Origin of the sequence: Falsirhodobacter sp. 20TX0035 (assembly GCF_028307215.1) — a bacterium.
In the GTDB taxonomy this organism is placed as follows: Bacteria; Pseudomonadota; Alphaproteobacteria; order Rhodobacterales; family Rhodobacteraceae; genus Falsirhodobacter.
This window is the reverse complement of record NZ_JAQMHV010000005.1, coordinates 148244-162381: the sequence shown is the minus strand read 5'-3', so window position 1 is coordinate 162381 and position 14138 is coordinate 148244. Positions and strand designations below refer to the sequence as shown.

Annotated in this window: 16 protein-coding genes; 8 read left to right on the top strand and 8 right to left on the bottom strand. The window is 68.2% G+C overall.

Annotation, left to right across the window (positions count from 1 at the left end):
• Positions 1-56: 56 nt before the first annotated feature.
• The 5 genes from PIJ50_RS08690 to PIJ50_RS08670 all read left to right on the top strand — a co-directional run bounded on the left by PIJ50_RS08690 (position 57) and on the right by PIJ50_RS08670 (position 4061).
• Positions 57-860 carry a glycosyl transferase gene (locus PIJ50_RS08690; RefSeq protein WP_271974450.1) on the top strand — a complete coding sequence of 268 codons (804 nt, stop codon included), beginning with the start codon at positions 57-59 and terminating at the stop codon, positions 858-860.
• Between the two features lie 46 nt (positions 861-906).
• On the top strand, positions 907-1665 hold the full coding sequence (locus PIJ50_RS08685; protein WP_271974449.1) for a TSUP family transporter: 759 nt from the start codon (positions 907-909) through the stop codon (positions 1663-1665).
• A gap of 10 nt (positions 1666-1675) precedes the next feature.
• On the top strand, positions 1676-2593 hold the full coding sequence (locus tag PIJ50_RS08680; RefSeq protein ID WP_271974448.1) for an AEC family transporter: 918 nt from the start codon (positions 1676-1678) through the stop codon (positions 2591-2593).
• A 65-nt stretch (positions 2594-2658) separates the two neighbouring features.
• Positions 2659-3261 (top strand): hypothetical protein, encoded by a 603-nt coding sequence (locus PIJ50_RS08675; RefSeq protein ID WP_271974446.1) that lies wholly within the window; start codon positions 2659-2661, stop codon positions 3259-3261.
• A gap of 65 nt (positions 3262-3326) precedes the next feature.
• Positions 3327-4061 carry a sulfite exporter TauE/SafE family protein gene (locus PIJ50_RS08670; protein ID WP_271974444.1) on the top strand — a complete coding sequence of 245 codons (735 nt, stop codon included), beginning with the start codon at positions 3327-3329 and terminating at the stop codon, positions 4059-4061.
• 31 nt (positions 4062-4092) lie between these two features.
• Here the strand turns inward: PIJ50_RS08670 and PIJ50_RS08665 are convergent, their stop codons facing one another.
• Genes PIJ50_RS08665 through PIJ50_RS08655 form a run of 3 tightly spaced genes read right to left on the bottom strand, consistent with a single transcriptional unit; the run spans position 4093 to position 7295 of the window.
• On the bottom strand, positions 4093-5187 hold the full coding sequence (locus PIJ50_RS08665; protein WP_271974505.1) for a TRAP transporter substrate-binding protein: 1095 nt from the start codon (positions 5185-5187) through the stop codon (positions 4093-4095).
• A gap of 28 nt (positions 5188-5215) precedes the next feature.
• Entirely contained in the window at positions 5216-6745 is a 1530-nt protein-coding gene (locus PIJ50_RS08660; RefSeq protein ID WP_271974443.1) for a TRAP transporter large permease, read from the bottom strand.
• Between the two features lies 1 nt (position 6746).
• Entirely contained in the window at positions 6747-7295 is a 549-nt protein-coding gene (locus PIJ50_RS08655) for a TRAP transporter small permease subunit (protein WP_271974441.1), read from the bottom strand.
• A 208-nt stretch (positions 7296-7503) separates the two neighbouring features.
• Between PIJ50_RS08655 and PIJ50_RS08650 the strand changes: the two genes are divergently transcribed.
• Positions 7504-7914 (top strand): hypothetical protein, encoded by a 411-nt coding sequence (locus tag PIJ50_RS08650; protein WP_271974439.1) that lies wholly within the window; start codon positions 7504-7506, stop codon positions 7912-7914.
• Here PIJ50_RS08650 and PIJ50_RS08645 read toward each other — a convergent pair.
• From PIJ50_RS08645 to PIJ50_RS08625, 5 genes are all read right to left on the bottom strand, one after another.
• A complete protein-coding gene (locus PIJ50_RS08645; protein WP_271974438.1) occupies positions 7859-8884 on the bottom strand; it encodes an ABC transporter ATP-binding protein in 1026 nt (341 codons plus the stop codon). The two genes, PIJ50_RS08650 and PIJ50_RS08645, sit on opposite strands and share 56 nt — an antisense overlap.
• On the bottom strand, positions 8881-9660 hold the full coding sequence (locus PIJ50_RS08640; RefSeq protein ID WP_271974436.1) for an ABC transporter permease: 780 nt from the start codon (positions 9658-9660) through the stop codon (positions 8881-8883). The genes PIJ50_RS08645 and PIJ50_RS08640 overlap by 4 nt, the downstream gene beginning before the upstream one ends.
• Positions 9660-10448: an ABC transporter permease gene (locus PIJ50_RS08635; RefSeq protein WP_271974434.1), complete on the bottom strand. Its 789-nt coding sequence runs from the start codon at positions 10446-10448 to the stop codon at positions 9660-9662. Before PIJ50_RS08635 ends, PIJ50_RS08640 begins: the two co-directional genes overlap by 1 nt.
• A complete protein-coding gene (locus tag PIJ50_RS08630) occupies positions 10445-11260 on the bottom strand; it encodes an alkaline phosphatase family protein (protein ID WP_271974432.1) in 816 nt (271 codons plus the stop codon). Before PIJ50_RS08630 ends, PIJ50_RS08635 begins: the two co-directional genes overlap by 4 nt.
• A 69-nt stretch (positions 11261-11329) precedes the next feature.
• Positions 11330-12394 carry an ABC transporter substrate-binding protein gene (locus PIJ50_RS08625; RefSeq protein WP_271974430.1) on the bottom strand — a complete coding sequence of 355 codons (1065 nt, stop codon included), beginning with the start codon at positions 12392-12394 and terminating at the stop codon, positions 11330-11332.
• 179 nt (positions 12395-12573) lie between these two features.
• Here PIJ50_RS08625 and PIJ50_RS08620 point away from each other — a divergent pair, with 179 nt between their 5' ends.
• Positions 12574-13368 (top strand): DeoR/GlpR family DNA-binding transcription regulator, encoded by a 795-nt coding sequence (locus tag PIJ50_RS08620; RefSeq protein ID WP_271974428.1) that lies wholly within the window; start codon positions 12574-12576, stop codon positions 13366-13368.
• A 125-nt stretch (positions 13369-13493) separates the two neighbouring features.
• Positions 13494-14138, top strand: a complete 645-nt coding sequence (locus PIJ50_RS08615; RefSeq protein ID WP_334212721.1) for a DedA family protein — start codon at positions 13494-13496, stop codon at positions 14136-14138.

Sequence of the window (14138 nt, the reverse complement as noted above, 5' to 3'; positions counted from 1 at the left end):
GTGGACCACCCCCGGCACCCGTGCTAACCACCCTTCCAACTGGTGGAGCGGAGTTCATGATCAAGCAAGTCATCTGCATCAACTGGGGCACCAAGTACGGCCCGCGGTTCATCAACCGCCTGTATGCCATGGTGGCGCGCAACATCACGCCGCCCTTCACCTTCACCTGCTTTACCGACAGCACTGACGGCGTCCGCCCCGAGGTGGACTGCCAGCCGCTGCCCGAGATCGACTTCGTGATGCCGAAGAACACCAAGGGCAAGTGGCCCAAGGCCCGGTTGTGGAGCGCGCGGCTGGGCACGCTGGAAGGCCCGGTCCTGTTCCTCGACCTTGACCTGGTGATCACCGGCAACCTTGACGAGTTCTTCACCTATGGCGGGCCGGACGACGTGATCCTGTCGCGCAACCCCGCCAAGCCGTTCGAACGGGTGGGCCAGACCTCTGTCTTCCGGTTCCCAGTGGGCAAGCTGGTGTCGCTGCAGGAACGGTTTCTGGCCGATCCGCAGGGGGTGGCCGACGAATACCGCTATGAGCAGCGCTTCGTGACCCGCAACGCGCCGGGCGGTGTGGACCTGTTTCCCAAGGCTTGGGTGCAGCATTTCCGCTACCAATGCATGCACACCTTCCCCTTGAACCTGTTCCTGACGCCGCGCCTGCCGTCCGGCACCAAGATCGTCATCTTCCCGGGCGGGGTGCATCCCGAACATGCCATAAGCGGCGGCTGGGTGGGGCGCGAGGGATGGGGTCTTGGCCAACACCTGCGCGGGTTGGGGCGCAAGCACAAGGACGGGTCGCGCTGGCGGTATCTGCGCCATTACATGAAGCCGACCGCCTGGGTGCGCGACGCCTGGCGGGAATGACCGCCGTTTCAGCGGGTGCGGGATCGTCCCGCAGCAAGGACCTTTCATGTTCGAACTTTCGGCGGAACTGATCGCCTTTCTAGTTGCAGCGGCCTTCTTCGGCGCCTTTGTCGACGCCATCGCCGGGGGCGGGGGGCTGATCACGCTGCCCGCGCTGCTGATGGCCGGGGTGGACCCGTTCACCGCCCTGTCCACGAACAAGCTGCAGGGCGTGTTCGGGTCGGCGACCTCGGCGCTCAGCTATGCGCGGGTGGGGCATGTGAACTTGCGGCGGCAAGGGGTGGCGGCGCTGGTCGCGCTGGCCTGCGGCGGCCTTGGGGCCGCGGTGGCGGGCTGGATCCCGACCGACGCGCTGCGGCTGATCCTGCCGGTCATCCTGATCGGGATCGCGCTGTTCTTTGCGCTGAAGCCCGGCCTGTCGGACACGGACCGCGCGCAGCGGATCACGCCCGCGGCCTTTACCGCCTTCGTGGTGCCGATCATCGCGGGCTATGACGGGCTGATCGGGCCGGGGGCGGGGTCCTTCTACATGATGGGCTTCGTGTTGCTGGCGGGCTACGGCATCCTGAAGGCCACGGCGCACACGAAGCTTCTGAACTTCTCGTCCAACCTGGGCGGGCTTCTGGTCTTTGCCGCGCTGGGCGCACCGATGTGGGCGACGGGGCTGGCCATGGCCGTGGCGGCGGTGGCGGGCGCGCGTCTGGGGGCGATGCTGGCGATGCGGATCGGCGCGGGGGTGATCAAGCCGCTGCTGGTCGTGACCTCCACCGCCATGGCGCTGCGGCTGATCTGGCAGATGCTGTAGGGGATCGGGGATGACGCAGAACGTGGTGCTGGCCCTGATCCCGGTGATCCTGCTGATCGCGCTTGGCGGCGCCCTGCGCCGCCGCGGTTTTGTGGAGGAAGGGTTCTGGCCGCAGGCCGAACGCCTCGGCTATTACGTCCTGCTGCCCTGCCTGTTCTTCGACAGCCTCGCCACCGCCGACCTGACGGGCCTCCCCGTGGGGGCGCTGGCGCTGACCCTCGTCGCCTCCACCGTCGCGGTCGCGGCGCTCGTGCTGTGCGCCCGGCCGCTGATGCGGGTCGGGGGCCCGGCCTTCACCTCGGTCTTTCAGGGCAGCGTGCGGTTCAACAACTATGTCGGCGTCACGCTGGCGGCCGGGCTGTTCGGGGCGCAGGGCGTGGCGCTGGCGGCGGTGTGCAACGCGGCCATCGTGCCCACCGTGAACATCCTTTGCGTGCTGGTCTTCGCGCGCTTCGGATCGGCCCGGCTGACGGCACGGGGCGTGCTGAAGCAGCTGGTAACGAACCCGCTCGTCCTCGCCTCCGCCGCCGGGATCACGTTCCAGGCGCTGTCCCTCCCGATCCCGTCGGGGATGGAGCCTGCGCTGCGCGCGCTGGGCGTGGCCTCGCTTCCCCTGGGGCTGTTGTGCGTGGGGGCGGCGCTGAACTTCAGCACGGCGCGGGCTTGGGTCGGGCCGGTGGCCACATCCTCGGCCTTCAAGTTCCTGCTGATGCCGGTGGCGACGCTTCTGGTGGCGCGGGCGGTGGCGCTGGACGGTCCGGCCCTGACAACGGCGCTGCTGTTCCAGGTGCTGCCGACCGCGTCCTCGGCCTACATCCTTGCGCGGCAGCTGGGCGGGGACGCGCCGCTGATGGCCGGGATTACGGCGGTGCAGACGGTGATCGCGATGGCCGCGATCCCGCTGATGGTCGCGGTCCTGCCGGTCTAGGCGCATGGACGGCGGGGCCCCGAGGGGGTAAGACCGTTCTTCCCCGCACGCAAGGACCCCGCACGATGCTCTGGATGATCCGCGACCGCATGAGGCCGGCCTTGTCGGTCATCGACATGATCCCCAACATCCACCGCACCCCGGCGCTGGCCGCCCTGCGCAAGGCGGCGCTGGACGGGCGCACCCACACCCTGCGCCTGACGGCCGAGGATCGGGAGCTGGCCTTCTACGACGCGCCCGTGGCCCTGATCTCTCCCATCGGGGGGCGCTTGCTGCTGGCGCTGTATCGCGAAGGGCGGCTGAAGCTGAAAAAGCCGCCCACCCCCCGCCTGCCCGTGCTGGAGGCCTATGTCGCGACCGAGCCCGCCTTTCGGGCCGAGGTCGCCGCCCTGCTGGAGGTGGAGGAGGCCCGCAACCGCCGCATGGCCGAGATCCTCGCAGACCCCGCCTGCGCCCGGCCCGAGGAACTGTCCCCGAAGCTGATCGACCGCGTGCTGAGCGCGCATCTGGGCCATGGCGTGTCCGGCAGCCTTCGGATCGCGGGTCTGGACTGCCACCGCACCCGCGTGGCCCCGCCCGAAGAGGACGTGGCGCGCCAGCGGGCCGAGGATCGGGTGCTGTGCTGGTGGGTGGACGCAGCGGGCCAGCGGCAGGGCGACGCCCCCTAGGCGGATCGACTTCCCCCCGGCCCTTGCTTATCCTTGGCCCCGGGGACGGAGAAGGAAAAGACCACATGACCGAAGTGCTGCTGCTGATCGCGGGCCTGCTGAGCGGGGCCGTCAACACGCTGGCCGGTGGCGGGTCGTTCATCATGATGCCCACGCTGATCCTGGCTGGCGTGCCGCCGCTGCTGGCCAACGCCACGAACACCTATGCGGCCCTGCCGGGCTATGTCAGCGGGGCGGCGGGGTTCTGGCCCGCGATCCGGCGGCACCGCTCCCTTCTTCTGCCCTATTCGCTGGTGGCCATCCTGTTCGGCTGGCTGGGGGCGGAGCTGCTTCTGGTCGTGTCCGACGAACAGTTCGCGCAGATCGTGCCTTGGCTGATGCTGGTGGCGGTGCTGCTGTTCACCTTCGGCCGGCAGGTGAACGCCGCCATGCGACGGGTGCGCGGCGGGCGGGCCGTCGTCTGGCTGTTTCTGGCGGCCGTCTGCGTGTACGGCGGCTTCTTCAACGCGGGCCTCGGGATCCTGCTGCTGGCGTTTCTGGCGCTGGCCGGGCTGACCGACCTGAACGCGATGAACGGGCTGAAGCTGTGGATCTCCGCCCTCGTGGCGCTGGTGGCCGTGGTGAAGTTCGCGCTGGGCGGGGTGATCGCGTGGTATTATGGCTCAATCGGGCTGGTGGGGGTCACGCTGGGGGCCTGGGGCGCCACGCAGATCGCGCATCTGATCCCGGCCCGCGCGTTGCGCATCGCGATCATCCTTTACGGCGTCGGCATGACCGGTTGGTTCTTCTGGAAGCTGTGAAGGCTCCGGATCGCGCCGGAGCCTTCATCTGTCATTGTCCGGCGGCCTGCGCGCCGAAGACGTAGCTGTCATAGGTGTATTCGGCCACGCGGAACCATTCGAAGCCCTGGTCGCGGAACGTCTTCCAGCCGGGATAGATCGCGGCCCATTCCGGGAAGCGTTCGGAATATTCGGCGTAAAGTTCGAACGTGGCCTTGTAGGCGGCCTGCATCACATCGGCGGGCAGGGGGCGAAGCTGCGCGCCCTTGCCGACCAGCGACCGGATCGCGGCCATGTTCTTGGCGTCGTACAGCGACTGCATGTTGATGTTGGCGGCCTTGCAGGCGGTGTCCAGCGCGGCCTTGTATTCGTCCGGCAGCGCCTCGTGCTGCTGCTTGTTGATGAAGAAGTGGATGGTCAGCCCGCCTTCCCAGAAGGCCGGGTAATAGTAGTAGGGCGCGATCTGGTAGAAGCCGAGCCGTTCGTCGTCATAGGGCCCGATCCATTCGGCCGCGTCGATGGTGCCGCGTTCCAGTGCGGGATAGATGTCGCCGCCCGGAAGCTGCTGGGGCACCACGCCCAGGCGCGACATCACCTCGCCGGCGACGCCGGCGATCCGCATCTTCACGCCCTTGAGGTCGGCGAGATTCGTGATCTCGTTCCGGTACCAGCCGCCCATCTGCGCGCCCGTGCCGCCGCCGGGCTTGGCCGTGATGCCATAGGCGGACAGGAAGTTGTCATACGCCTCGTTCCCGCCGCCGTGATACAGCCACGCGTTCTGGAGGCGGGAGTTCAGGCCGAAGGGAATGGCCGAGCCGATGGCGAAGGTCGGGTTCTTGCCGGTGAAGTAGTAGCCGCAGGTGTGCGCGATCTCCACCGTGTTGGACTGCACGGCGTCGATGGCCTGCGGGCCGGGCACCAGTTCGCCCGCCTGAAACACCTGGATCTGGAACTTCCCGCCGGTCATGGCCTTCACCGCCTCGGCCATGACGACGGCGCCGCCATAGATGGTGTCGAGGTTGTTGGGGAAGCCCGAGGTCAGGCGCCAGCGCACCTCGGGCAGGGACTGGGCAAGGGCGGGGCTGGCGAGCCCGGCGGCGGCCACCCCGGCCACCCCCGTGCGGGTCAGGAACTTGCGGCGGTCGATGGTCATGTGTTTCCTCCCAAAAACAGCGTCATTGTTGTGGCGCGCCGAAACTGGGCGGCGCGGGCGGGGCAAAGGTGGGGGCGGGGCCGGCGGGCGCGCCGAAGCTGGGGGCGGGGGCGGCGCCATAGGGATTGACCGCGCCGGGCATCGGCACGTTCAGCTGGATCGTGGCCGGGTCCACCGCCGCCGCGCCGGACTTGTAGTGGGTGACCAGTTGCGGGAAGGCCAGAACCAGCACCACCATCGCCAACTGGATTACGAGGAACGGGATCGCCCCCATGTAGATCTGCCCCGAGGTCACCGGCTGGATCGTGACCCCTGTCACCTTGTCGCGATAGGCGCGCGTCGGGGCCACCGATCGCAGGAAATACAGCGAGAAGCCGAAGGGTGGGTGCATGAACGAGGTCTGCATGTTGATCGCCAGCATCACCCCGAACCAGATCAGGTCGATGCCCATCGCCTCGGCCACCGGGGCCAGCAGCGGGATGATGATGAAGGCGAGTTCGAAGTAGTCGAGGAAGAAGGCCAGGAAGAACACCAGCAGGTTCGCCACGATCAGGAACCCCAGCACCCCGCCGGGGATGGAGGTCATCAGGTGTTCGACCCAGACATGCCCGTTGACGCCATAGAAGGTGAGCGAGAAGACCCGCGCGCCCAAGAGGATGAACAGCACGAAGGCTGACAGCCGCGCGGTGGAATAAAGCGACTGGCGCAAGAGGTCCATCGTCAGCCGGCCGTTCATCGCGGCGAGGATCAGCGCGCCAACGGCCCCCATGGCCCCGCCTTCGGTGGGCGTGGCGATGCCGAAGAAGATCGTGCCCAGCACCAGGAAGATCAGGACCAGCGGCGGCACGAGAGAGGTCAGCACCCGCCCCGCCAGCTTCCAGCCGCGCAGGGTTCGCGCTTCGGGCGGCAGGGCGGGGACCTTCTGCGGGCTGACGATGGCCGTGATCGCGACATAGGCCGCGTAGGCGCCCACCAGCATCAGGCCGGGCACCAGCGCGCCCTTGTACATGTCACCCACCGACCGGCCCAGCTGGTCGGCCAGGATGATCAGAACAAGGCTGGGCGGGATGATCTGGGCCAGCGTGCCGGAGGCCGCGATGGTGCCCGCCGCGACCCGCCGGTCATAGCCGTAGCGCAGCATGATCGGCAAAGAGATCAACCCCATGGAGATGACGGAGGCCGCCACCACCCCCGTGGTGGCCGCCAGAAGCGCGCCCACCAGGATCACGGCAAAGGCGATCCCGCCCCGCACCGGCCCGAACAGCTGGCCAACGGTGTCCAGCAGCTTTTCCGCCATGCCCGACCGTTCGAGGATCAGGCCCATGAAGGTGAAGAAGGGGATGGCCAGCAACGTCTCGTTCGACATCTGGCCGAAGATGCGGTCGGGGATCGCCTGGAAGAGGTTGAGGGGCAGAAGCCCCATCTCGATCCCGATGAAGCCGAAGACGAAGCCCACGAAGGCCAGCGCGAAGGCCACGGGATAGCCGATCAGAAGCACCACGATCAACGACAGGAACATGATCGGGGCAAGGTTGTCCGCAAGGAAGTTCATGTCACAGCCTCGCCGCTTCGGCGTCGGCCACGAGGACCGGATCGGGGATCACCCCACGCAGGATCGCGATGCGCTTGATCAGTTCGGACAGGCCCTGAAGCGCCAGAAGGCCGAAGCCGATGGGGATCAGGATCCAGACGGGCCACTGGATCAGGCCGCCGGTGTTGTTCGACACCTCGCCCGAGGCGATCTTGGCCGCCACGACCGGCCAGGACAGCCAGATGGTGATGAGGCAGAAGGGGAACAGGAAGAAGATCGTGCCCAGCACCTCCACCCACAGCTGCTTGCGGCGCGACAGGGCGCTGTAGAGCAGGTCGACCTTCACATGCTCGTTCGCCAGAAGCGTGTAGCCGGCGGCCAGAAGGAACACGGCGGAAAACAGGTACCACTGCGCCTCCAGCCACGCGTTGGAGCTTACGGAGAACACCTTTCGCATCACCGCGTTGATCGCGCTGATCAGGACGGCCGCGAGGATCAGCCACGAGGCCGCCTTGCCGATGATCGTGTTCAGCTGATCGATGCGGCGCGACAGCGCCAGTAGTATCCTCATGTCACCTCCCTCGCAGCGGTTTCGCACCTCCCGCGCCTCCTCGCGCCGATGGGGGTGCAACCTTGGGAATAGCTTATGAAGGGACCGGGAAGGCGGCAAGACAAACGTTTCCGCCAAGGCCGGAGCCGGGGCCGGGGATGCGGCTTGACCCGCCCCGCCGCTTTCCGCCATCAAGGCCGGACGGATGCGGGCAGGGAACGGAGGCCAGATGATCGAGCTCGTCCTTCTCGGCTCCCTCGTGCTGCTGGGACTGCATTTCCTGACGCGGCGCCGGGTGGGCGAGGTTCCGGCCCCCGTTGCCGAACCGCCCGCCGCCATCGCTACGCCGAAACGGCCGAAGCGCCCGAAACAGGACCCCCCCGACCCGGCCGAGGCGTATGATTTCGAGATCCTTTATCGCGAGGAGGACGGAACCGAGCGTCCGCGCCGGATCGCGCAGGTCCGGCACGAAGGCACGGGCGCGGCCCTGCGGATCCTTTGCCACTGCGCCGAGGCGCGGGGGCCCGTCACCCTGCGCAACGACCGGATCCTGTCGTGCCGCAACCTGCGGTCCGGTCGGGCGATCAAGGATCTGGGGAGGTATTGTCAGGCACGGACGGCGAAGAAGTCGGCGCGATGAAGTGCACGGCGTCGGGCCGCGCGCCCAGTTGCAGCCTGTCCCCCGGCGCCGGACGTTCCGCCCCGTAGCCCGCCAGCCGGTCCACGCGCAGCGCCTCGCCGCCCGCGCGGCAATGGATGCGCACGAGCTGGCCCATGATTTCGGTGTCCACCACCTCGGCCTCCAGCAAAGGAAGGTCGGTCACGATCTCGAACGCGGCGGGGTGGATGACGGCGTGGCCGGCGCGGCCCGGGGCGATCAGATGGGCGGGCAGGATGTTCGCCTCGCCCAGGAAGCGGGCGACAAAGGTGTCGGCCGGGCGGTGGAACACGGTTTCGGCCCGGTCGCTTTGCACGATCCGCCCGGCGTTGAGGATGGAGATCCGGTCCCCCATCCGCATCGCCTCGTCCTGATCGTGGGTCACGAGGATCGCGGTCAGGCCTAGTTGGCGCTGCATACGCTTCAGTTCCAGCTGCAACCGCTTGCGGATCTGGGCGTCCAGCGCCGACAGGGGTTCGTCCAGAAGCAGAAGGCGCGGTTCCAGCACAAGGGCGCGGGCCAGCGCCACGCGCTGCTTCTGCCCGCCCGACAGGGCCGCGGGCAGGGCGTCGGCGCGCGGGGTCAGGTCCACCACCTCCAGCATGCGGTCCACGTTGTCGGCAATCCGGGCGCGGCCCAGCCCCCGGCGGCCCAGCGCGAAGGCCAGGTTCTGGCGCACGGTCATGTTCGGGAACAGCGCGTAATGCTGAAACACCATGGCCAGCCCGCGATCGGCGGGGGGAAGCGCGTCGATCCGCCGCCCGGCCAGCGCGATGCTGCCGCCCGAGATGGCCTGAAGCCCCGAGATCGCGCGCAGCAGTGTCGTCTTTCCGCAGCCCGAGGGGCCGAGGAGGACGTGCATCTCCCCCTCGGCCACATGGGCGGTCACGTCGTTCAGCACGCGCGTGGCGCCGTATTCGGCGCAAACGCGGTCCACGGTCAGAAAGGTCATCGTGCGGGCCTCTGGCGGCTCAGCGCGACCGAGGCGGCGGTGAGCGATAGGATGGTCAGGAAATAGAACAGGATGATGGCCGCCGTGACGGCGCCGCTTTCCGTGCGCTTGGCGTACATGTAGATCTGCAGCGTTTCGAACCGGCCGCCGACCAGCATGTTGGCATAGACGAATTCGCCCAGAAGGATGCCAAGGCCCAGCACCACGCCCAGCAGGATCTGCGGCGCGATCATCGGCAGCACCACGCGGGCCAGGATGCGTTCGTCGCGCAGGCCCATCAGCCGCCCGGCGTCCAGCCAGTCGGCGATGGGCAGCCCCGTCAGCGCCCCCTTGATGGACACGTAGAACATCGGAAAGCACAGCGGCACATAGGCCAGCACCAGGATCCACGGCGTGCCGTTCAACGCAAGCGCGGGGTGCGAGAAGACGCGCAGGTAGCCCACGACCAGCACCACCCCAGGCACCGCGTAGGGCAGCACCACCAACCGCGCCAGCCAGCGGTCCAGCGCGGGCCAGTAGATGTGGCCCGCCAGGATCGCGGGCACCATCAACACGGCCGACAGCAGAAGCGCGGCCCCCGACACGGCCAGCGACCGGCCCAAGGCGGCCTGAAAGCGCGGATCGGTCAGGACGCCCGCTACGGCGGCGGTGTCCAGCCCTTCGGGCAGAAGGCCGGTGGACCAGCCGGTGCCGAAGGCCGCAAGGACGATGGTGACAAAGGGCAGCGCGAACAGCGCCGCCGCCAGCGTCAGGAAGACGGAGGACAGGCGGGGCATCAGGACCTCCTCCGCAAAAGCATCTGGCCAAGGACGATGGGCACCAGCATCACCACCAGAAGGCAGACCGACAGGGCGTTGGCCAGCGCAGGGTCCGAAAAGACGTCGCCCGCCACCAGTTCCCCGATCCGCACCGTCACGATGCGGGCGTTGGTGCCCATCAGGGTGAAGGCGGTGGCGTAGGTGCCCATGGCGTTGGCAAAAAGAAGCGTCGCCACCGCGGCCAGTTGCGGCGCCACCGTGGGCAGCCCGACGCGGCCCCAGAAGCGGAGTGGGGAGATGCCCATGAGGCGGGCCGCCTCCTCCATGTCGCGGGGCAGGGCCATGATCACCGGCACGACGAGCACCGTGGCCAAGGCCACCTGAAAGAACGAATAGGTCAGCAACAGGCCGGAAAAGGAATAAAGCTCGAACCCCGGAAACAGAAGGCGCGTCAGCACGCCGTTCGCCCCCAGAAGGATCATGAAGCTGAGGACGGAAGGCACGCCCGAGAAGTTCGCGCCGAGGTTGCCCAGCACCAGCGCCGTGCGCGACAGGGCCGGCACCCGCCCGCGCAAGGCCAGCGCCAGCAGCACGGCCAGCCCCAGCCCGATCGCCGTGGTCAGCGCCGACAGCCACAGCGTCGTCGTGAAGGCGCGGGTGTAGAAGCGCGACCCGAAGATCTGGGCGTAGCGGTCGAACGGACCCGCCCCGCCGAACGATCCCGCGATGGTGGAGATCAGGGGCACCCCGACCACGGCCAGCAGAAACAGCACAAGGGGCAGGGCGTACAGGCGGCGCAGGATCATGGCCGGTCGATCCGTCCGGCATAGGGGGGCAGGGCGCCGGGATCCACATCGGCCAGACGGCAGCACAGGCCCGCGATCTCGGTCTGCAGGGGGGCGGCGTCAAGGGTGAAGCCAAGGGTGTAGAACGGCACCTCCACCTCGTCCGGAAGGGGGCCGGAATGGCTGTGGTCGTCGCTCATCCCGTGATCGGCGGTGACGATGATGTCATAGCCCAGCGCCCGCCAGCCGGGCAGGTAGCGCGCCAGAAGATCGCCCTGCGCCCGCGCCGCGTCACGATACTGGCGCGAGCTGCCGCCCCATTTGTGCCCGGCATCGTCCACGTTCATCGGATGCAGGAACACGAAGCGGGGCTGGCCGCGCGCGATCAGCGCCTGCGCGTCGGCGAACAGGTGATCGTCGGGATAGGCGTCGTCCCAGTAGAACAGCCCGTCCGTGATGGCACCCTTTCCGTCCAGCCGCAGCCGGTCCGTCGCCGGATCGAAGGGGGAGGCGGCGTAGAGTTCGCTGATCCAGTGATAGGCCGCCGCCGCCGTGCGCCCGCCCGCCGCGCGGACGCGCGAAAACACGCTGTCGCCTTCGGACCGGCGGCGGATGTGGTTCGACACGATGCCGTGCTGCGCCGGAGTCCGCCCTGTCAGGATCGTCTCGTACAAGGGGCGGGAGATGGCGGGAAGCTCCGCCTCGATCCGGTGGCAGGCGGCGAGGCCCGCGCGGACCTGGCCTTCCAGCCAGCCCAGCGTTTCGCGGGCGGTGGTGTGGCGCAGGCCGTCCAGGACGATCAGGATCACGCGGGGGGTATGGGGCGCAGCCATGGCGGGGGTCCGTTCATGCAGAAAGCCGGGCGCGGCAGGGCGCGCCCGGACAGGTGGTGCGAAAGGGGCTCACATCTCGGACAGGACGTTTTCCTGCCACAGGCGTCCCAGCGCCGGTGCCGCCTTCTGCCAGGCCTCGGTGTCGATGGGCTTGGCGTTCGTGTACTGCTCGGCCGGAAGGACGCGGGCCTTGGTTTCGGCGGGCAGGGTGATGTGGTCGATGCGGATCGGACGGGCGTAGCCGTTGGCCAGGTTGATCTGCCCCTGGTCCGAGAAGATGTATTCCCGCGACAGCTTCGCCGCCGCCGGGTGCGGCGCGTTCTTGTTGATCACGCTGGCATAGCCCGAGGTGACGGAACCGTCCGACGGGATGACGACGGTGTACTTTCCGCCGCCGACCGTGGCCGCGTAGTTCAGCGCGTTGAAGTCCCACAGGGCCGCCACGTCGATCTCGCCCCGCTCCAGCGCGGCGGGGTTGGCCTCGTTCGCGCGCAGGCGGCCGTCGGCGGCCAGTTCGGCGAACAGCTCGATCCCCGGCATCAGGTCGGTTTCCGACCCGCCGCGCGAAATGGCGGCCGCCAGGATCGCGGCGTTCGATTGCGCGCCCGACCCCACGGCCGACATGGAGAAGGTGTAGTCCCCCTCCATCAGGTCCGCCCAGGAGGTGGGGGCGTCGGCGATGTCGGAGCGGATGATAAAGGCCATCGTGCCGGTATAGGGCATGGCCCACATGCCGTCCTTGTCCTTGGCCCACTCGGGGATCTGGTCCCAGGTCGTGGGCTTGTAGGGTTGCAGCAGGCCGCGTTCCACCGCGATGGGGCCGAATTCCACGCCCACGTCGCCGATGTCGGCGGTGCCGTTCGCGCCCTCGTTCTCGAACTTCGCGAGTTCCTGGGCCGAGCTCATGTCCGTGTCAAAATGCTCGATCCCGTAGGTGCGGGTGATCTGGTCCCAGCTGTCCTTCCAGTTGGCCCAGCTGTCGGGCATCCCGACGGAGGCGACGCTTCCTTCGGCCTTGGCCTGTTCGATCAGGGCCGCGATCTGCGGGTCGGCCGCGTCGGGGATGCCCTGCGCGGACAGCGGAAGGGCGGAAAGGCCCGCAAGGGCCGTGGCAAGAAGAAGCGTGCGAGGCATTCGGGTCGGTCCTTTTCGATCCACGGACCATCGGGCGGTCCGACTTGGCAATCCTTTGCAAATGCACCGCCTTGGCCGGAACCGGTGGGGCGCTGCATTCCGTAGGGCGGCATTAGCATGGCGAAGATGAACGCCCGGATTCGCTTCCGTGAAGATTTGGCGACAGTCAGAGGAAAGGCTTGGCAAACTTTGGCGAAGCTGCGACGTTTTCCACGCAACGCGGAGGCGACCGGATGTGGCGGGCGGAACGGGAACGGCTGATAGCCCAGCGGCTGGACAGCCGGGGGCGGGTGTCCATCGCCGAACTGGTCCGCGACACGGGCGTGTCGCGCGAAACCCTGCGCGCGGACCTTGAAGCGCTGGCCGCCACCGGCCGCATCCGCCGCGTGCGCGGGGGCGCCGTGGTCGCCACCGGGGCGGAGCCCGCGTTCGAGGAGCGGATGCACCACCGCACCGCCGAAAAGCTGGCGATTGGCCGCGCTGCGGCGGCGCTTCTGCCGGGCGGGGCCAGCGTGATGATCGACGCAGGCTCCACCACCGCCGCGCTGGGCCGCGCCCTCGTGGAGCGGCCGGACCTGCGGATCATCACTAATTCTCTGCAGATCGCGCGGGATCTGGCGCCCACGCATGACGTGTTCCTGCTGGGCGGGGTGCCCGACGCCCCGGCGCAGGGCTTGTTCGGAGAGATGACGTTGTCGCAACTGCGCCGCTTTCGCGCCGATGTGGCCGTGATCTCCCCCGTCGGGGTGGACCCGCAGGTCGGCCTGTCGAACTTCAAGCTGCCCGAGGCGGAACTGGCCCGCGCCATGTTCGCGGCCGCCGAACGCCGGATGGCCTTGGCCCAGGCCGAAAAGCTGGGCCATCGCAGCCGCGACGTGATCGCGCCGCTGTCGGCACTGGACTGGCTGGTGACGGACGCGGCCCCGCCGCAGGGCTGGCCCCTGTTGCCGGGATGGACGTGCGTGGGCGGCTAGGCCCGCCTTCCACCCCGGATGTGACGATTGTACGAAACGGGACAGTTGCAAAGTCCCGGCCGTGCGCTTTCTATGCGGAACGGCCCGATGGCCGATCACATGATGCGGCCGTCGCGGTGTTCCCGATGGCACAACAGACGGGCGCGACCAGCATGTTCGACTTTATTACGGGTTTTCTGGACGCGACGGGGCTTTGGGGCGTCGCCTTTCTGATGTTTCTGGAAAACCTGTTTCCCCCCATCCCGTCAGAGGTGATCCTGCCCTTGGCGGGCTTCAACGCGGCGCAGGGGCTGGCGAATGTGTGGGCGACCATTCTTGCCGGCACGGTCGGATCGGTTCTGGGGCTGACGATCTGGTACTGGGTGGGCCGGACCTACGGCCTGTCGCGGCTGAAGCGGATGGCGGACCGGTTGGGGCGTTTCGCGATGATGGACGCGACCGACCTTGACCACGCCTGCGGCTGGTTCGACCGGCACGGGGCCATGGCGGTGCTGTTCGGGCGGCTGCTGCCGACGGTGCGGACGCTCATCTCCATCCCCGCGGGGCTCGCGTTCATGCCGTTCTGGAAGTTCGTCGCCTTTTCGGCCGTGGGGACGTTCCTGTGGTCGGCCTTCCTGACGCTGATCGGCTTCCTTCTGGAAGCGCATTACGATCGGGTGGAGGCGTGGCTGAACCCCGTCTCCACGCTCGTGGTGGTGGCGATCATCGGCACCTACATCTGGGGCGTGGTGACCTATCCCACCCGCATGCGCAAGCGGAGCGAGAAATAG